Source organism: Venatoribacter cucullus (genome assembly GCF_016132445.1).
Taxonomy (GTDB): Bacteria; Pseudomonadota; Gammaproteobacteria; order Pseudomonadales; family Oceanobacteraceae; genus Venatoribacter; species Venatoribacter cucullus.
On sequence record NZ_CP046056.1, the window covers coordinates 1,228,045 to 1,246,324 of the forward strand.

The following is an 18,280-nucleotide window of genomic DNA, read 5'->3' on the forward strand; positions in this document are numbered from 1 at the left end:
TGTAATAGGGTGGGCAGTTACACAGATTTATTTACAGGCTCACTGCGTCGGCTGGATTGCCTTGTTAGCGTTCCTTTCGTTCTCGAGAATTCCTTCAAAAAAAGTTTCGAAAGCTTCTAGCTTGGATGCCTTGATCACCATTCCCAAGTTGTTAGGTATTGTGGATACCGCGATCGGCACGTTCTGGGTAGGTATCGTTATAACTCTAACTTCGCCACTAACTGTATGTTGTGGTCCAGCATATAAAACCCCCAGCAATTTAATTCTGCCTGGACCTATAGTCATTCCACCAGATTTTGTGGCGTACCCAACTTGATTGTACAAAAAAACTGGCGATCCGCTTGATCCAGGAAAGCAGGCTGCATCTATCAAAAACTCTGGTTTACCGTTGTAATCAAGGTTGGGGTGTGTGGCAGTGATTCCTCTACGGAAAATCGGCATGTTATTCACTTGATCCCATATTCCATTTGGATACCCAACCATTGTGATCTCTTCCATTAAGACCATGTCTTCTAACTCGGCGACACTAGGAGTTAAAGACTTGTCCAGTGACACATAAAATAGCTTTTTTGATTCCTTGTTTGCTGCTTCCAGAAGCGGTGCTATTGGCATCGCACAAAGGTCAACACTGCCTTCTGGATGGGGAATCCACATGTGCTCAAAATTATCAAAAATAAATGCGTGATGACTTTGCTGGATTGGATTTCCATCCCTATCAGATAAAGTCATTATAAAACGACCTTTTTTAGCGCCAGCTACTACGTGTTTGTTTGTGACAATAGCTGGGACATGTACACCTCCACTCTCTGCGAAGCGAAAGAAAAAACCAGTTCCCGTTCCAGATTGTCCATTCTGAAGCTCGCACTCAATTCTTACTGTGCTGTATGCGAGTTGTTCAGAAGGAGATAGCTTTGCTGCCATGGTTAATCCTTATTGACGCTAACGCCGCGCTCTGCGGCAAATTTGGAGCGCAGCGGAAAATTTGTCCGACAGCAGCGCCTTGTTATGTCTGTAGTTCAAGCGGAGTTTCTCTTAGCGCTATAGTGATAAATTGAATATATTCAGCAATATCTTCGGTTAGACTGATGCCATTTTTACTACGGTCTGCCAATTCTTGCAGCAAAACCGCATTTCTTTGAACCTCTAGCTTATTCAAATCCAGATGATCATAGTCAGGAAAAACACTACCGAAAATTACATGCTCTTCAATCATGGCGCGCCATTTTTCGGCGTACTCGTCTTGATTTTCCCTGTCGCAAGCATAGGCGAATGCACCTGCTATTGCGTCAGCAAGCTGAACTCCATGAATGATCTTAGAGTCAACTAAATTAAGCGGCTCTTTTAAGTTGAACGTTATAGGTGAATCAATCCCTGCAACATGCGTGAATTTTTTATCCTCTCGATTAATCATGACATTGAAGATTTCTTGATCTTCGCTCAATGGCTTAGATTGGTCACAGTAAGCAGTTAATTGATCATATTCCTGCCCCCATTCAGCCAAGAGGCTGAATAAAGCAGTGTTAGTCAAATCTAGAACCCATTTCCCTGCACCTTCACCAGCATAACCATCTAGCTCTTGCATCACGGAATCTTTATTGTGTATGGCAAAGTCACAAATTTGCTCTAAAACTGGAGATATTCCTTCATCTTTCGAAGTTGAAAAAAGCGCCTTTAACCCCTCAAAATCTCCCGTCCTCATCAGTTTTTCGAAATCTTCAAATATTTCTTCAGCCATTGCTCCTCTGACAGATAGTTCAACATGAAGCATGTTGCTAATGAAGCGATGAAAGTTAATGTTATAAAATATTGAATTGACGTTCGCGATTGCAGGCTCAAATATATACTCAAAAAACTTACCCGCTAACGCGTACTTTTTATCGGAAACTGAAACTTTGAATCGGCCTTTAAAATTTTGAATTATTTCATCAACAGCTCGCTTTCCGCGAGCCCCTTTTAATAATTTGCCGCCCTTGATTTCGCCGTTTTGAATTTTGTACTTACGAATGATGTGCTCAACGAAATCTTTTGCTTCATCATGAGGGCATTCTAAAGATGCATAACAAAATATTTTCTGTTGCTTGTGTAATAGATTATTACCGGTAAAGCCAGACTCATCGAAATGTAAAATTGCATGAGTTTTCAAGCTATTTTTATCCACACCTTTATTCCCTTCGCATCTTCCTCGTATCCGTCGACGCGCTTTTTCAGCGACAGCCCGATACGTGACTATGTCTGGATACCGTCTTCGGAGAGATCGATAGTTGATCAATTACCCAGTCCTCGGATGACATAACGCTGAGCTAAGCGGCCGGTTTGGAGTGCAACGGAAAACCGGTCCGGTGGAGGGCCGACGGCCCGGAGCGTACTTAAGCGACTGGTTATGTGGCTAGGCATAGAAAGCTATCCCCACTGCCGCAAAAACCACGATCTTAATGATTAACTCTCCGATCGAGCGATGCCATGTTGCCTTCGAACCCTCTGGGTTTGACCACTCACCTGGAGCGTCATCGTCCAAGGTAACCAAATGACCCAACGCAGCCCAACCAGAAAAAACTAGTGCAGGCGCAGCGATATACTTGGCTGGAGATTGATACCCCATAAACATCGCGACGGCAGCTGCCAAAAGCGAGGCGACAAAAATCCCTATAACAACTCGTTGCAGCATCCTCAATTACTCGCTGGTTCTGCCCACATAACAGTTTATTCGTAGGCATGCTCACTTGCACACCTGTGTCCTTGTTTAAGTCCCGAGTCTAACCCACTGTCACCGCAGCGAAAAGCGCCACTAATAACATTGCTATCAGGCTATAAACGCGCACGCACGCTATCACACCGTCATCGTCTTTACACTTTGCGCGTTTTCACTCCGAGTAATCTCGTAACCCATTGATTTTACAGGGTGCTTTCTTCGGCCTTGGCGGCAATTTGCGCATCGTCATTCTGACACTGGCGTGTAAACGCGCACGATTTCAGCCGTTTATCGTAATAATCTGCTGGTATATCCAGTGGTTGGTGCGGTATTCATTGCTGCGCCCAGCACATCCCCCCCAGCTACACTATCTCCATCCACTGCGGAGGTGCTTATGCGTATCGGTGTCCCCAAAGAAGTTAAGAATCACGAATACCGCGTCGGGCTGTCGCCCGCCAGTGTCGCAGTGCTGGTGCAGCAGGGTCATGATGTGTGGGTGCAGCAGCACGCCGGCACGGCCATTGGTTTCATCGATGACGATTATCGCGCCGCCGGTGCGCAGCTGGCGACCGATGCGGCGGCGGTGTTTCATGCCGCCGAACTCATTGTGAAGGTGAAAGAACCGCAGCCGCAGGAGCTGGCGTTTATTCAGCCGCAGCACACATTATTTACCTATCTGCATCTGGCACCCGACCCGCATTTAACCCAGGCATTATTGCGCAGCGGTTGCACGGCCATTGCCTACGAAACCGTGACCGATGCGCAGGGGCGTTTGCCGTTGCTGGCGCCCATGTCGGAAATTGCCGGGCGCATTGCGGTGCAGGCCGGTGCGCATTGTCTGGAAATGGCATCCGGTGGGCGCGGGGTGTTGCTGGCCGGTGCGCCGGGTGTGCCGGCGGCCGATGTATTGGTGCTGGGCGGCGGTGTGGTGGGGCGTAATGCGGCGGCCATTGCCGTGGGCATGGGCGCGCGCGTCACGGTGCTGGATACCAGCCTGAGCGCATTGCGTGAGCTGGATGCGCACTACGGCAATCGTATTCACACGCGGGTATCCACGCCGGCGGTGCTGGATGAACTGCTGCCGCAGTGCGATCTGCTGATTGGTGCGGTGCTGGTGCCGGGAGCGGCCGCGCCGAAACTGGTGCAGCGTGCGCATTTAGCGCGTATGCGCCGGGGCGCGGTGATTGTGGATGTGGCCATCGATCAGGGCGGCTGCGTGGAAAGTGCGCGGCCCACCTCGCACAGCGAGCCCACCTATGTGGAAGACGGTGTGGTGCATTATTGCGTCACCAATATGCCGGGCGCGGTGGCGCGCACCAGCACACTGGCGCTGAACAATGCCACCTTGCCGTTTGTGGAGCGTCTGGCCGGGCAGGGGATTGTGCCGGCGTTGCGCGAGCACGCGGGGTTACGCGCCGGGCTGAATATTGCACGCGGGCAGCTCACCAATGCGCAGGTTGCCAGCAGTCAGGGATTGCAGGCGGTGGATGGTCTGGCGTTGCTGAATCGCTGAGCGGCGTATTCATTTTCTGTTGTTCGCTGCCGCAGTCTGTCGGAATTTCCGACAGGTTTTTTTGTGCCCGGCGCGCATCACTGTTCAAGCCGCGTTTTGGCCGTTAACCTGTCGGCTTTCTCTGCTCCGTTACAAGGAAAGTCATGTTCCGGCTGTACCACTCCAACGATCTCGATGTGCTGAAAGGCATTCTGCTGAAACTGATGCAGGACAGCCCCGCCAGTCCCTTTGAGCAGGAAGCCATTCTGGTGCAGAGTCAGGGCATGGCGCACTGGCTGAAACTGCAGCTGGCCGATGGCCTGGGCGTAGCGGCGCAGGTGGATTTTCCGCTGCCGTCGAGTTTTGTCTGGCAGGTGTTTAACCACCTGCAACCGGAATTACCTAAGCGTTCGCATTTCGATAAACAGATTGTGGCGTGGAAATTACTGCGTTTATTGCCCGATCTTGTCAAACAACCAGAATGTGCGCCGGTGGCCGAGTATCTGCACAACGATGCCGATGGCTTAAAGGCGCATCAGCTGGCGCAAACCATTGCCGACGTGTTTGACCAGTATCTGGTGTACCGCCCCGACTGGCTGCTGAGCTGGGAGCAGGGCGTGGATGAGGTGGCCGATACCGATGTCAGCCTGCAGCCGTGGCAGCCGCATATATGGCGGGCCTTAGTGGCCGACAGTCACGAACTGGGGCATTCACTGGCGCACCGCGCCCGTTTGCTGGAGCAATTACCCGCATTGGTGGCGCAATATCCGCAGCGTTTGCAGGCACTGCCAAAACGCCTGTTTGTGTTTGGTATTGCGGCGCTGCCGGGCAGTTACTGGCAGGTGTTAAACGCCATCAGTGCGCACATTGATGTGCATTTCTTTTTGCTGAACCCGTGCCGTAATTTCTGGGGCGATATCAGCAGCGATAAGCAACGGCTGCGTATTCTGCAGCAACAGCCCAAGGCGGCGCATTTATTCGACCGTGGCAATCCGTTGCTGGCGTCCTGGGGGCGGTTAGGGCGCGATTTTTTATCGCTGGTGCATGAGGCTGAAGCCGAAGGCACGGTGCAGGATATTCAGGCCTGGGTCGAGCCACAGCCGCAGTCGCTGCTGCAGTATGTACAGCAGGATATTCTGGAACTGAACGACCGCCAGCAGGGTGCGTTTACCGCGCAAGCGCTGGAAAACAGCGAATTTAAACAGATAGTCAGCCCTGATGATGGCAGTGTGCGGGTGATCAGCGCGCACAGCCCGCTGCGCGAAGTGCAGCGCCTGTACGATCAGATTCTGTACTGGCTGGATAACGACCCGACCTTAAAACCGCGCGATATTGTGGTGATGGTGCCGGATATTGATGCCTACGCGCCCTATATCGACGCGGTATTTTCCAGCCATAAAGCCCATACTCACGACGGCGACAAACAGCACGGCGAATATCACATTCCCTGGGCCATTGCCGACCAGTCGATGGCGCAGGAAGATCCGCTGATCGACAGTTTTTTGCGCCTGCTGAATTTACCCGACTCGCGGTTACTCATTACCGATGTGCAGGACTGGCTGGACGTGCCGGCCATCCGTGCACGCTTTGATTTAAGCGAAGACGATTTACCCGTATTGCGCGATTGGTTAGGCCGCGCGCGTATTCGTTGGGGGCTGGATGCTCAGCACCGTGAACAGCTGGGCTTGCCGGCGTTTGAACAAAACAGCTGGCGCAAAGGGCTGCGGCAATTATTGCTGGGCCTGATGCTGCCCGATGGCGACAACGATTTTTGCGGCGATTTTCCGGTGCTGGCCGCCGAAGGCAACGAAGCCGAGCGGCTGGGCAAACTCATGGCCTTTATCGATACGCTGGAGCATTGGCAGCAACGCCTGAGTACGCCGCAGTTGAGCAGCCAGCACTGGCAGCAGATGCTGATTCAGATGCTCAGCGATCTGTATCTGGCCGATGGTGCCGAACAGCAATCGCTGCAGCACATCCGCGATACTCTGCAGCACTGGGCGGAAGAATTGCAGCTGGCGGCTTATACCGGCGCCTTGTCGGCCACCGTGGTGCGCAGCTGGTTTACCGAGCGGCTGGGGCAGCAGGGCGGCTGGCAGCGTTTCCTCGCCGGGCCGGTGAATTTCTGTACCTTAATGCCGATGCGTTCGGTGCCCTTTAAAGCCGTGTGTCTGCTCGGCATGAACGACGAGGATTATCCGCGCCGCGTTACGCCGGTGGGCTTCGATTTAATGGTGAGCGGAAAATCGCGCCGGGGCGATCGTTCGCGCCGCGAGGACGACCGTTATTTATTTCTGGAGGCGGTGTGCTCGGCGCAGCAGTACCTGTACCTCAGTTACCGTGGCCGCGATGTGCGCGAAAATGCCGAATTACAGCCGTCGGTGCTGGTGGCGGAATTACTGGATTATCTGCACGATGGTTTTTGCCTGCAGGGCGATGAAGCCTTGCCGCATCAGCACAGCCGCGCCCATTTCAGCGAATGGTTAGTGGAAGAATTACCGCTGCAACCCTATAACGCCGCGCAATTTCCGCAACAGAGTCATGGCCGCCAGGTGCCCGGTTATCAGCAGTTATGGGCCTCGGTGGCCGCCGCTGCGCTGGCTGGAACAGAGGAAGAATCCGGCTGGCAGGGCGTGCAATTACCCGAGCCGGCCGAGCTGAATAAAGAACAGGTGTTATGGCCGGATGTGATTCAGGCCTTAACCGATCCGCTGAAATTTTTTGTGCGCCGGCGCTTAAAAGCCAGCCTCGACAGCGACTGGGAACAACACGACACCAGCGAACCCTTTGCGCCTGCCGGGCTGGACGGGTATCAGCTGAAACACAGCTGGCTGCAACGCATGCTGGCCGAGCCGGAACGGCTGGATAATGCCGCCGCCGAAATTCAGCAATTTACCCGCCGCCAGCAGGCGCTGGGACAATTACCCGTGCATGCCATCGGCAAAGTCTGGAGCGATGATATTACCGCCGGTTTAATGCCGCTGGCGCAGAGCCTGCAGGTATTAACCCGGCAACCTATGGCGGCGCGTACGTTAACGGTGCAGTTAGATAACACCCGCATCGACGGCGAATTGCAGCAGGCCTTTGTGGACGATGCCAGCGACGACAGCGGTTATCTGGTATTCAGCCGTGCCGGCAGTATTCGTGGCCGCGATGTGTTGCAGGCCTGGCTGCAGCTGGTGCTGGCCAGCGCCGCCGAGCCGGGGTTAATTCACAGTGCGCAACTGTTGGGGACGGATAAAAAAGAACCGCTGCAGCGCATGATTCTGCGCGCGCCCACGCCCGCGGTGGCACAAGAACAATTAGATATGGCGCTGCGCTGGTACTGGCAATGCTGGCGCAAGCCGGTGTTGCATCTGCCCGATACCCTGTGGCAATTGCAGCAGGAATTGGAAAAAATTACCGCCAAAACCGAGCTGGAAGACGAGCAGAATGAGCTGCTGGATAAATGGTTACAGGAGCGGCTGGACAGTGAGTTTGGCGAACTGAATTCCGCCTATCTGCAGCGCTGCGCGCCGGAGTTTTTACAGCATTTAAATGCGAATGCTGCGCGTAAATGGCTGGCGGATTTCGGGGCATTGGTTCAGGCCGCCGCCGAACATCAGCACGTGGAAAACGGTGCCTCGGCAGGTGAGGGAACAGCATGAAAACACTCAACATTGCCGATTTTCCACTGCACGGTCAGCGCTTAATTGAAGCCAGCGCCGGCACCGGCAAAACCTTTACCATTGCCGGCTTGTATAACCGCTTATTGCTCGGTCATGGCCGGCGCAGTGACGCGCAACAACCGGCGCGGCTGGCCTGCGATCAGATTCTGGTGGTGACCTTTACGGTGGCTGCCACCGCGGAATTACGCGGCCGTATCCGTGCGCGACTGCGCAATACCTTTGAAGATTGTTTGCGGCTGGAAAATAACCAGCCCATGCAGGATCAGCAAACCTACCAATACCTGCTGGAGCTTGCGCAGCAACGTGGCCAGACGGAAGCGGAGCTTCACAGCAGTGTACAGGCCGAATTAAAACCCTGGCTGCAGGCCAACCTGGCGTTAATGGATGAAGCCTCCATTTACACCATTCACGGTTTTTGCCAGCGCATGCTGAAGCAGTTTGCCTTCGACAGCGGCGTGATGTTCAGCGCCGAAATGGTGCTGGATAGCGAGCGCTATTTGCTGCAGGCCTGCGAAGATATCTGGCGTCAGCACGCTTATCGCCTGAACGAACCGCAAAGCCGCTTTTTGCTCAGCCAGTACGCCGGCCCGCAAGCCTTAATGCAGACGGTGCGCTCGCGTCTGGCGCGCCCGGATATGACGATAATACCGGGCCTGCCAACGGCGGATTTTGAAAGTCTGTGGGCGCAAACGGAGGCGGCATTTCTGGCCTTACAGGCGCAGTGCCGCGATACCAGCGTGGCGGATTTAGCGCAGTTAATTGCCGATTCCGGGCTGGATAAACGCAGCTACAACAGCAAGCACACGCCGAACTGGCTGGGCCAACTTATGGCCTATGGGCTGGGGGATTTTTATCCACAGCCACCGGAGTGCAGCGAACGCTTTACTCAGGCGTTTATGAACGAAAAACTGAAAAGCGGCGAGCTGCCACAGCATCCGGTTTTCAGCGCGCTGGAAGCCTTGCTGCCGTCGGTGAATCAGCTTAACCGTCTGCTCGATCTGGCCTGGCAGGAACGCATTGCTGCGCGCTATTTCGAGTTACTGGAACAGGCCGGTGCGTTAACGCCGGACGATTTATTGCGCCTGCTGCAGGCGGCGTTGGCTGGCCCGCAGGGCGAACGCTTGGCCGCGCATATCCGCCGCTTATACCCGGTAGCGATGATCGACGAATTTCAGGATACCGACGCGCGCCAGTTTGATATTTTCAACCGCATTTATCCACCGGCAGAAGCCGGAGAAAACCCGGATGATCAGCACCACAGCCTGATTATGATCGGCGACCCCAAACAGGCCATTTACGCCTTCCGCGGTGCCGATATTTTTACCTACATTAAAGCGCGGCGGAATTTAACCGACGAGCAGCGCTTTACCCTGGACACCAACTGGCGCAGCCACAGCCAGTTAATTAAGGGCGTAAATCAATTATTTGCCGGCAATGCCTCGCCTTTTATTTTCGATCAGGACATCGAATTTATTCAGGTGAAGGCCGGTGGGCGCCACGACAACAACGGCTTTGCCGCCAACGGTCAGGCGCAGATTCCGCTGCAGCTGTGGCACGACGGCAAAGAATATTCCCGTCACGGTGCGCAACATGCCACTGCCAGCCAATGCGCCGAAAAAATTGCCGCGTTATTAAACGGCGCGGGCACACTGGCCGGGCAACCGGTACAGGCGCGCGATATCGCGGTGCTGGTGCGCAGCCGCAAACAGGCGGGCTGGATTCGGGATGCGCTGGCGCAGCAGAATATTGGCAGTGTGTTCTTAACCCGCGATTCGGTATTTGAGAGCCAGGAAGCGCTGGATGTCTTCCGCTGGCTGGAAGCCATTGCCCACCCCGGTGATGAGCGCATTGTGCGCTCGGCGCTGGCGACCGAAACTCAGGGCTACAGTGCCGAACGATTGCACCAATTACTGAACGATGAGAGCGAATGGGAAACGGTGCTGCAAACCCATCAGGATTATCACCAGTTGTGGAACCGGCGCGGCATTATGGCGGCGTTGCTGAAATGGCTGGAAAGTGACGGGCGCGCCCAGCGTTTGCGCTGTTTGCCGCAGGGCGAACGCCGCCTCACCAACCTGCTGCATCTGGGTGAATTATTGCAAAGCGCCAGCCGCCGGCTGCGTGGCCATGAGGCGTTATTGCGCTGGCTGGGCGAGCACGTTTTCAGCGAAGAAAGCAGCGGTGACGAAGCGCAGTTACGGCTGGAAAGCGACGCCAATCTGGTCAACATCGTCACCATTCATAAATCCAAAGGCCTGCAATACCCACTGGTATTTTTACCCTATTGCTGGGACGACAATTACCTGCCCAACGGCAAAGCCGACACCTGTTATTTCGACGATAAGCTCGGCATGGTGCTGAATCTGGACCCGGATGCCGATGCCAAAGACATGGCCATCCGCGATGCCTTAGCAGAAAGCCTGCGCCTGTTGTACGTGGCCTTAACCCGTGCCGAGCAGGGTTGTTTTGTGTGGCTGATGGATGCCGTGGATGGACGCAGTAAAAAAGAGAAAAAATCCACCATCGCCCATTCGGCGCTGGGGTACTTGCTGAATCTGCAACAGAACCCGGACTGGGCCGAACTGCATCAGCGGGCCAACGCGGATGTGTACATCGGTGATTTACCCAAATGGCCGGCGGCAGTTGCTTCACAATCAGACAGCGTCGCCGCAAACATTGCCGCCCGCACCATTCAGCCGCGCCGTTACGACAGCTGGCGCGTTACCAGTTACAGCCAGTTGGCCGATGGACATGCGCCGACCGAGGCAGCGGCCCTGCCACTGGCCGAAGCCACGCTGCGTGATGACGAATTTTCCACGGCCAATGAAAATGCACCAGAACAGGCAACCGTAACACCAGCAGAGCCGGGCAAGCCGCATCCGGTGTTTACCTTCGCCAAAGGCGCGAATGCCGGTACCTGCTTACACGCCATACTGGAAAAATGGGATTTTCACGACACGCAGGCGCTGAACACTCTGGTGATGCAACAACTGGCCCGTTACGGTTTGCTGGTGGCCGACGAGCAGGAGCAGGCTGAACAATGCCGTCAGGTGGCCGACTGGCTGCAGGCCATTGTGCAAAGCCCGCAGCAGGATCAGCAGGGCACTGTATTTTGTCTGGCCGATATTCAGCCGGGGCAGCGGCTGGATGAAATGGAATTTTATCTGCCCGTGGCGGGCTTAAAGCCTTATCAGGTGGATCAGCTGCTGCACAGTCAGAACCCCAGATTTCAGTTCCATGAGATCAGCGGTTATCTGAAAGGCTTTATCGACCTGATTTTCGCCCATAACGGCCGTTATTACGTGGCCGACTATAAATCCAACCATCTGGGTAACCGCCCGCAGGATTACCACCCGGAAGCGCTGCAGCAGGCCATGCAGGAACATCGTTACGATCTGCAGGCGTGGATTTACACACTGGCGCTCGATCAGCTGTTGCGTCAGCGACTGCCGGATTACGACCCGCAGCAGCATCTGGGCGGCGTGTTTTATTACTTCCTGCGCGGTATGCCGTTTGCGGCGGATGCTGCGGATGCCGCCGGTTTGGAAACGGCGCAACCCAGCGCCGGTATTTATTATTTGCCGCCGGATTGGCCGCAGCTGCAACGCTGGCAGCGGGTAGTGTGTCAGGGAGAGCCGGTATGAATCTGACCGTACAGAAGCCGTTGTTCAATCTGACCGCCTTGCCGGTGCGCGATCTCGACCGCCAGCTGGCGCGCCAGCTGCTGCATTACGAAACCCGCCTGCATGCCAGCTCTAATTCCAGTGCCAGTGCCGAACAATTGCAGGCGCTGCAACTGGCCGGGTTGATGGTGAGTGTGGCGCTGGGCAAAGGGCAGGTGTGCCTGCCGTTGTCGCAATGCTGGGTATCGGATCTGCAAGAGCCGTGGCATGGCATCGGCCCACAGCGGCTGCACTCGCTGCTGGCGGGCTGCGCCACCGTGTATGTGGCCGGCCGCGACAGCGCCTATGCCCAGCAGCCGCTGGTGCTGGCGGGCCAGCGTCTGTATCTGGCCCGGTATTATTTCTACGAGCAGGACGTACTGGCGCAGCTTGAGCAGCGTCTGGCGTCCCCTCTGCAGGTAGACGACTCAGCGTTGGCCGAGGTTCTGAATGCCCTGTTTCCAACCTTGCCAGCCGGGCAAACCGACTGGCAGAAAGTGGCCGCCGCCACGGCCTGTTTACAGCGCTTTACCGTGATTACCGGCGGCCCCGGCACCGGTAAAACCACCACGGTGACGCGCTTGCTCAGCGCCTTGCTGAGTACCCAGCCAGAGCTTTCCATTGCCCTGGCCGCGCCCACGGGTAAGGCGGCGGCGCGCATGACCGAATCCATCCGTAACGCCAAACTGAAGGGCGCGTTGCCCTATGCGGAACAGATTCCCGACGACAGCTTTACCCTGCATCGCTTGCTGGGCTGGACTCCCAACGGCTTCCGCTACGGCGCGCAGCGGCATTTACCCTTTGATTGCGTGGTGGTGGACGAAGCCTCGATGGTGGACTTGCCCATGATGCACCATCTGCTGATGGCGCTGGCGCCGCACACGCGGCTGATTCTGCTCGGCGACCGCGACCAGCTGGCATCGGTGGAAGCCGGCAGCGTACTGGCGGATTTATGCGATGCCGGCGTTGAACACGGCCCGGATACAGCTTTTGCCACCCGCCTGAGTGCGTTAACCGGCTATCCGTTGCAGCAGGTGGCCGAAGTGGCCTGCAGCCCCATGCAGAATGCACTGGCGCAGCTGCGGGTATCGCATCGTTTTGATGCCAGCAGCGGCATTGGCCAGCTGGCGGCGGCGGTGAATAACAGCGATATCAGGGCAGCGCAGCAGGCATTCCGTACCTTTGTTGAGCAGATACGTACTTATGAACTGGGGCAGCAGGATGCGCCGCCGTACTGGAACAACAACGACTGGCAGCAAAACGTACGCGCAGGGCTGCAGGGTTTTTGCCATGCCGTGACCGCACAACGCCCGGCCACCGAGGTGTTTGACGCCTTTGGCCAATACCGGCTGCTGGTGGCGCTGCGCAACGGCCAGAGTGGGGTAGAGGAGGTGAACCGGCAGGTGGAACAACTGCTGGTAAAACAGGGCTTATTACCGGGCCGCCCGGAAAAAGGTTTGTGGTATGCGGGGCGGCCGGTAATGATCAGCCGCAACGATTACGATCTGGGCCTGTTTAATGGCGATGTCGGCATTACCCTGTGGCATACCGACGGCAGCAAACCGCAACTGAAAGTGGCTTTCCCGGACAGCGACGGCGGTATCCGCTGGTTATTACCCAGCCGTTTGCCGGCGCATGAAACCGCCTTCGCCATGACCGTACACAAAAGCCAGGGTTCGGAATTTACCCGCGTGTGCCTGTTATTGCCGGAACAATGGCAGAACGTGATTACCCGCGAGCTGATCTACACCGCCATTACCCGCGCCCGCGAGCAGTTTGATGTGTTCAGCAGCAGCGACAGCTGGGAGCGTGGCGTACGCGCCCGGGTGCAGCGTGCCAGTGGTTTGCGCGAAGCATTATGGCCACAAGCGGCCAATGAGGTTGAGGAATTGTTATGAATAAACGTCGCACCCGGTTGGGTAAAAAACTCTGGATGTGGCTGGCACTGGTGCTGGCCATGTTGCTTGCTCTGTTGCTGGTGGTGTTGCACAGCCTGCCCGGGCTGGGCCTGCTGGCAGCATCACGCTGGTACGCTCAGCAAGGCGAAGGCTATGCCTTAAGCGCCCAGAACTGGCAGTTTGCGCCGTTTAAAACCCGGCTGGAGCTGCACGGAGTCGAGTTACAGCACCCCGGTGTTGGTGCGGACAGCACGCAGTTAAAGCGGCTGGTACTGCAATTCCGGCTGCGCGAACTGTTTAATCGGCGGCTGCTGGTGGAACAGGTGCAGGTGGATGGCCTGCACGGTCAGCTGGCCGTAAAGGAACAGGCTGACGGCCAGCATCTGCAGCTGGCGGGGCTGAGCTTTCCACTGGTGGCAGCACCCATGAGCGACCGTGAACCCCTGAGTGAGCAAGCGGCTGATGAGCCGGCGGTGGGCAATGCTGACGACGCTGCTCCGGGTACTGAGCCTGTGCAGGACAGCGGGCCGGAATCCGGCACCGAACCCTGGCGCTTTGCCCTTAATCAATTGCAGCTGAACGACGTGCAGTGGCAGTGGGATATTGCCCTGGCCGGGCTGCGTACTCAGGGCCAGCTGAATCTGCAGACCTTTCAGCTCAGCCAGTTTGACAGCCTTGGTGAGCAGCCGGTGAGGGCAGAGCTGACGCTGCAACTGGCGCGGCTGGCGGTACAGCAGCCGGCAATAACGGCCGGCGATACCGGTGATTTCAGCGACACGCTGGTGTTGCAGCAACCATTACAGCTGCAGCTGAATGGCCGCATCCACGACCTGCAGACCCAGCCGCGCTGGGAAGGTGAGGCTGGTCTGTACGATCTGCAGCTGGATATGCCGGGGCTGGTCCGGCTTAGCCTGGCTGAACTGTTGCTGGCAGGCATAAATGCCGATGCGGTGCAGCAACAACTGCACAGTCTGCAGCTTAATGGGGTGCTGATTGAGGACAATTCCGGTCGCAACCCGGCCGTACAGCTGGAACAGCTGCACCTGCAGGAGCTAAGTAATGATGGCCGGCTGCAGGCGGTACAACAGCTGCAGCTGCAGGGCTTACGGGTCGGTGATGCGGAACAGCCGCTGCTGTTGCTGCAGCATTACCAGCTGCAGGATATTCAATGGCAAAGCCTGGCCGGCGCTGAAGCGGCACAGAAAGGCCAGCGTCTGAGTGTTGGTGCACAGCAATATTACGGGCTGGAACTGGCGCTCCGCCGGGCCGCCGATGGCCAGATTCTGGGGCTGGCGGCAGCTGCTCCGAACGCGGTTACTGCAGAACAGACGGCTGATGCCGTTGCTGTCGAACCCGCGCCCGCCGCGGAGGAAGCGCCAGGCACAGCAGCCACAGCGTCACCGGCGCAGGCAGTATTAACACTACTGCTGGCCGGCCTGAGCCAGGCCGTGCCGGACCATGATGATGCCAGTGCCGCTGACAGTGCAGAAAACAGTGCAGAAAACAGTGCAGAAAACAGTGCAGAAAACAGTGCAGAAAACAGTGCAGAAAACAGTGCAGAAAACAGTGCAGAAAACAGTGCAGAAAACAGTGCAGAAAACAGTGCAGAAAGCAGTGCCGCTGACCGTGCTGAAAGTGCGGTGACCAGCGGCAGCACACTGATTATTGAAGACCGCAGCGTGAATCCACCGCTGCAAACCACCCTGGCCCTGCATGAGTTGCAGGTCGGCGCCGTAAACAGCCAGCTGGATGCACAGGGGTTTAACCTGCACAGCAGCGTACCGCTGCATCTGCTGCTGGGGCTGGACCGTTTTAACCGCATTACACTGGATGCCGAACTGGGCTTATTTCAGCGCGATAACCAGCTGTACCCGCAGGGGCCGCTGCAGGTAACGGTGCGGCAGCTGGATCTGGTGCCTTTCAACGGTTATCTGGCGGAGGCCCTGGGTTACCACGTCGACCGCGGCACGCTGGATGTGGACGCCAATATCCGCATCGACAAGGCGCAACTGCAGGGCGAAATCAAACTGCTGCTGCGCAATTCCCGCTTTGTCCCGGTGGATGAGGCGACCATTGACCGGGTCAGTAAACAGATTGCCATGCCGGTGGAAACCGCACTGGATTTATTGCGCGATGATAACGGCAACATCCGTTTAACCATTCCGGTCAGTGGTGATCTGGCCGATCCCGATGTGGGGCTGGGGGATATTACCCGCCAGCTCAGCCGGCTGGCGTTACAGCAAGGGGCGCTGTTTTATCTGCGCCAAAGCCTGCAGCCTTACAGCACCATGCTCAGCATTGCCTCGTACGCCGGCGACTACCTGTTTGCTATCCGGCTCGATTCACTCAGCTTTGCCGACCACAGCAGTGCTATTACCGATGAGCACCAGCAACACCTGCAGAAACTGATTGGGGTTATGCGGGATAAAAAGAACCTGGAAGTGCAGGCTTGTCCTTTTGTGAATGCCGCAGAAGCGGCGGCGCTGGGGGAAAACTGGCCGCAGCTGGCCCGGGCCCGGGGCGATAACCTGAAAGCGGCGGTGGCCGCCCTGGATGCACCACTGGCTGACCGTATTTCCGTGTGCCGGCCACAGCAGGGGAAACGGGCCGAAGTGATGCTGGGTGTGAACTGACTGTTGCAAACCTGACCGGGCCGGTGGGGTGCTGGACACCCGCCAGCCCCTTGCTGATAATGCCCGACTTACTTTAAACCTTGGTGTAACGTTCTATGGAAAAGCCGCAATCCATTATTCTGAAATCCCTCGCTGAATTTTTTCTGTTTGCTGTAATGGCCATTCTGCCGGCCTTGTTGTTGCGGTCCGATCTGGGTGCCGACTCAACCTGGGCCGGTGAATTTGCCGTAACCGAAATTCTGCAGGAAGTTTTATTGTTACTGAGCGCCGGTTTGTTCTGGTTGCTGGCGGTCAAAAAACCGGAAATCCGCGGGTTTGTGGTGTTGGTGGCCGGCTTTTTTACGGTCATGCTGATCCGTGAAATGGATGCTTTCCTGGATGATATCCGCCATGGTTTCTGGGTATATCCGGCCCTGTTGGTAGCCGTTGCCAGTATTGCCTGGGCCACCGTATTTAACCGTGCCACCATCGCTCAGCCGATGGCCGTGTTTTTTAATACCAAAGCGTATTTTCTGATGGCGATTGGCCTGGTAACCCTGCTGTTTTTCAGCCGTACTATTGGCAGCGGTAAAATGCTGTGGAGTGGTATGTTGGGTGATGCCTATTCCAATGATTTCAAAAATGCGCTGCAGGAAGGTATCGAACTGTACGGCTATATTCTTATCGGTTACAGCGCGGTGCTGTACAGCAAATTACAGCTGAGCCGCAGCCGCTGAGTAATGGCCGGTGCCGGTGGGTGGCAGAAATGTTCACCATCCACCGGGGCCGGTGCGGTATTTTTTCCCTTCTCTTGATCCGGGTCAGATCCCGGTAATCAGCGCCTTTTCTGATTGCCTGTTCAGGCATAGAGTACAGCCCTGCTGTTTTATCCGGAGGGCGGTGTATGGCCCATATCAAACGCGTTTTTCTGTTCCTTTCTGTGTTCTTCACGGTGCTGTGGTTACTGGCGGATACCTTATGGCCGCAACCGCTGACCTATTTTTCTTTCCGTAGCGTGTTTGTGCAGTTCAGCGGCTGGCTCGCCATGGCGGCCATGAGCCTGGCCATGCTGCTGGCGCTGCGGCCGCGCTGGCTGGAAGCGCCGCTGCACGGGCTGGATAAAATGTACCGGCTGCATAAGTGGCTGGGCATCAGCGCGCTGGTGCTGGGGTTGCTGCACTGGTGGTGGGCCAAAGGCACCAAGTGGATGGTGGGCTGGGGCTGGCTGGTTAAACCGCCACGGTCGGGGGCGGCGCCGGAATATACCGGGCTGGAAGCCTGGCTGCGTACTCAGCGTGGGCTGGCCGAAACCCTGGGCGAGTGGACCTTTTACATAGCGCTGGTGCTGCTGGTGCTGGCATTAGTCAAAGCCTTTCCTTATCGCTTATTCCGTAAAACCCATAAATTGCTGGCGCTGGTGTATCTGGTGCTGGTGTATCACAGCCTGGTGCTGTTTAAAGCAGAATACTGGGCGCAGCCGTTGGGCTGGGCGATGGCGGCGCTGTTGCTGGTGGGCACCGTGGCCGCCGTACTGGTGCTGACCGGCCAGGTGGGGCACAGCCGTAAGGTCGCCGGCACCATCTGCAGCCTGCATGCCTACCCGGGTGTGCAGGTGGTGGAGGGCTGCATTCAGTTACAGCCGGGCTGGCCGGGACATAAGCCGGGGCAATTTGTCTTTGTCACTTCCAGCCGCTCGGAAGGCGCGCACCCTTATACCATCGCTTCGGCCTGGGACCCGCAGCAGCAACAATTAACCTTTGTGATCAAGGCGCTGGGGGACTGGACCGGGCAGCTGCAGGATTATCTGCACGAAGGCTTGCCGGTGCAGGTGGAAGGGCCCTATGGCTGCTTTGATTTTAACGACCAGCAACCCCGCCAGATCTGGATTGGTGCTGGTATTGGCATTACGCCTTTTATTGCCAAGATGAAACACCGGCTCAGCCACCCGTCTACCCAGGTGATTGATCTGTTTCATGTGACGGCGGAACGGGATGATGAGGCGCTGCAACGGTTGCGTGCCGATGCCGCTGCCGCCGGGGTGAACCTGCATATCCGTCTCAGCCGCGAAGAGGGCCGGCTGACGGCTGAACAGATCCGCGCGGCGGTACCCGAGTGGCAACAGGCCAGCGTCTGGTTCTGCGGGCCGGCGGCGTTTGGCCAGACCTTGCAGCAGGATTTCCACCGCCATGGGCTGGCCGGTGGCCGTTTTCATCAGGAGTTGTTTAATATGCGCTGAAAAACCGGATAATAGCCGGCCAT

The 18,280-nt window shown here is 56.4% G+C and carries 10 protein-coding genes; 7 read left to right on the forward strand and 3 right to left on the reverse strand.

Going from position 1 to position 18,280, the window contains the following annotated elements:
- Window positions 1–39: 39 nt before the first annotated feature.
- The 3 genes from GJQ55_RS05870 to GJQ55_RS05880 all read right to left on the reverse strand — a co-directional run bounded on the left by GJQ55_RS05870 (window position 40) and on the right by GJQ55_RS05880 (window position 2,665).
- A complete protein-coding gene (locus GJQ55_RS05870; RefSeq protein WP_228346580.1) occupies window positions 40–921 on the reverse strand; it encodes a S1 family peptidase in 882 nt (293 codons plus the stop codon).
- Between the two features lie 82 nt (window positions 922–1,003).
- A complete protein-coding gene (locus GJQ55_RS05875; protein ID WP_228346581.1) occupies window positions 1,004–2,158 on the reverse strand; it encodes a DUF3800 domain-containing protein in 1,155 nt (384 codons plus the stop codon).
- 228 nt (window positions 2,159–2,386) lie between these two features.
- Entirely contained in the window at window positions 2,387–2,665 is a 279-nt protein-coding gene (locus tag GJQ55_RS05880) for a hypothetical protein (RefSeq protein ID WP_228346582.1), read from the reverse strand.
- A gap of 418 nt (window positions 2,666–3,083) precedes the next feature.
- Here GJQ55_RS05880 and ald point away from each other — a divergent pair, with 418 nt between their 5' ends.
- The 7 genes from ald (at window position 3,084) to GJQ55_RS05915 (ending at window position 18,257) form a co-directional block, all read left to right on the forward strand.
- Window positions 3,084–4,202 carry an alanine dehydrogenase gene (gene ald, locus GJQ55_RS05885; RefSeq protein WP_228346583.1) on the forward strand — a complete coding sequence of 373 codons (1,119 nt, stop codon included), beginning with the start codon at window positions 3,084–3,086 and terminating at the stop codon, window positions 4,200–4,202.
- Between the two features lie 143 nt (window positions 4,203–4,345).
- Window positions 4,346–7,828, forward strand: coding sequence for an exodeoxyribonuclease V subunit gamma (recC, locus tag GJQ55_RS05890; RefSeq protein ID WP_228346584.1), 3,483 nt, complete (start codon window positions 4,346–4,348; stop codon window positions 7,826–7,828).
- Window positions 7,825–11,493 (forward strand): exodeoxyribonuclease V subunit beta, encoded by a 3,669-nt coding sequence (gene recB / locus GJQ55_RS05895; RefSeq protein ID WP_228346585.1) that lies wholly within the window; start codon window positions 7,825–7,827, stop codon window positions 11,491–11,493. Before recC ends, recB begins: the two co-directional genes overlap by 4 nt.
- The gene (gene recD, locus GJQ55_RS05900) at window positions 11,490–13,409 is read left to right on the forward strand and encodes an exodeoxyribonuclease V subunit alpha (RefSeq protein ID WP_228346586.1); all 1,920 of its coding nucleotides are present in this window, start codon (window positions 11,490–11,492) and stop codon (window positions 13,407–13,409) included. The genes recB and recD overlap by 4 nt, the downstream gene beginning before the upstream one ends.
- A complete protein-coding gene (locus tag GJQ55_RS05905) occupies window positions 13,406–16,042 on the forward strand; it encodes a DUF748 domain-containing protein (protein WP_228346587.1) in 2,637 nt (878 codons plus the stop codon). The genes recD and GJQ55_RS05905 overlap by 4 nt, the downstream gene beginning before the upstream one ends.
- A gap of 95 nt (window positions 16,043–16,137) precedes the next feature.
- Window positions 16,138–16,758 (forward strand): hypothetical protein, encoded by a 621-nt coding sequence (locus GJQ55_RS05910; protein ID WP_228346588.1) that lies wholly within the window; start codon window positions 16,138–16,140, stop codon window positions 16,756–16,758.
- Between the two features lie 167 nt (window positions 16,759–16,925).
- Entirely contained in the window at window positions 16,926–18,257 is a 1,332-nt protein-coding gene (locus tag GJQ55_RS05915; protein ID WP_228346589.1) for a ferredoxin reductase family protein, read from the forward strand.
- Window positions 18,258–18,280: the final 23 nt, after the last annotated feature.

Bases quoted from the DNA above. Each gene is read 5' to 3' on its own strand.
- recD (WP_228346586.1), top strand. From the start codon at position 11,490: ATGAATCTGACCGTACAGAAGCCGTTGTTCAATCTGACCGCCTTGCCG.
- recB (WP_228346585.1), top strand. From the start codon at position 7,825: ATGAAAACACTCAACATTGCCGATTTTCCACTGCACGGTCAGCGCTTA.
- GJQ55_RS05905 (WP_228346587.1), top strand. From the start codon at position 13,406: ATGAATAAACGTCGCACCCGGTTGGGTAAAAAACTCTGGATGTGGCTG.
- GJQ55_RS05880 (WP_228346582.1), bottom strand. From the start codon at position 2,665: ATGCTGCAACGAGTTGTTATAGGGATTTTTGTCGCCTCGCTTTTGGCA.
- ald (WP_228346583.1), top strand. From the start codon at position 3,084: ATGCGTATCGGTGTCCCCAAAGAAGTTAAGAATCACGAATACCGCGTC.
- GJQ55_RS05915 (WP_228346589.1), top strand. From the start codon at position 16,926: ATGGCCCATATCAAACGCGTTTTTCTGTTCCTTTCTGTGTTCTTCACG.
- GJQ55_RS05910 (WP_228346588.1), top strand. From the start codon at position 16,138: ATGGAAAAGCCGCAATCCATTATTCTGAAATCCCTCGCTGAATTTTTT.
- recC (WP_228346584.1), top strand. From the start codon at position 4,346: ATGTTCCGGCTGTACCACTCCAACGATCTCGATGTGCTGAAAGGCATT.
- GJQ55_RS05870 (WP_228346580.1), bottom strand. From the start codon at position 921: ATGGCAGCAAAGCTATCTCCTTCTGAACAACTCGCATACAGCACAGTA.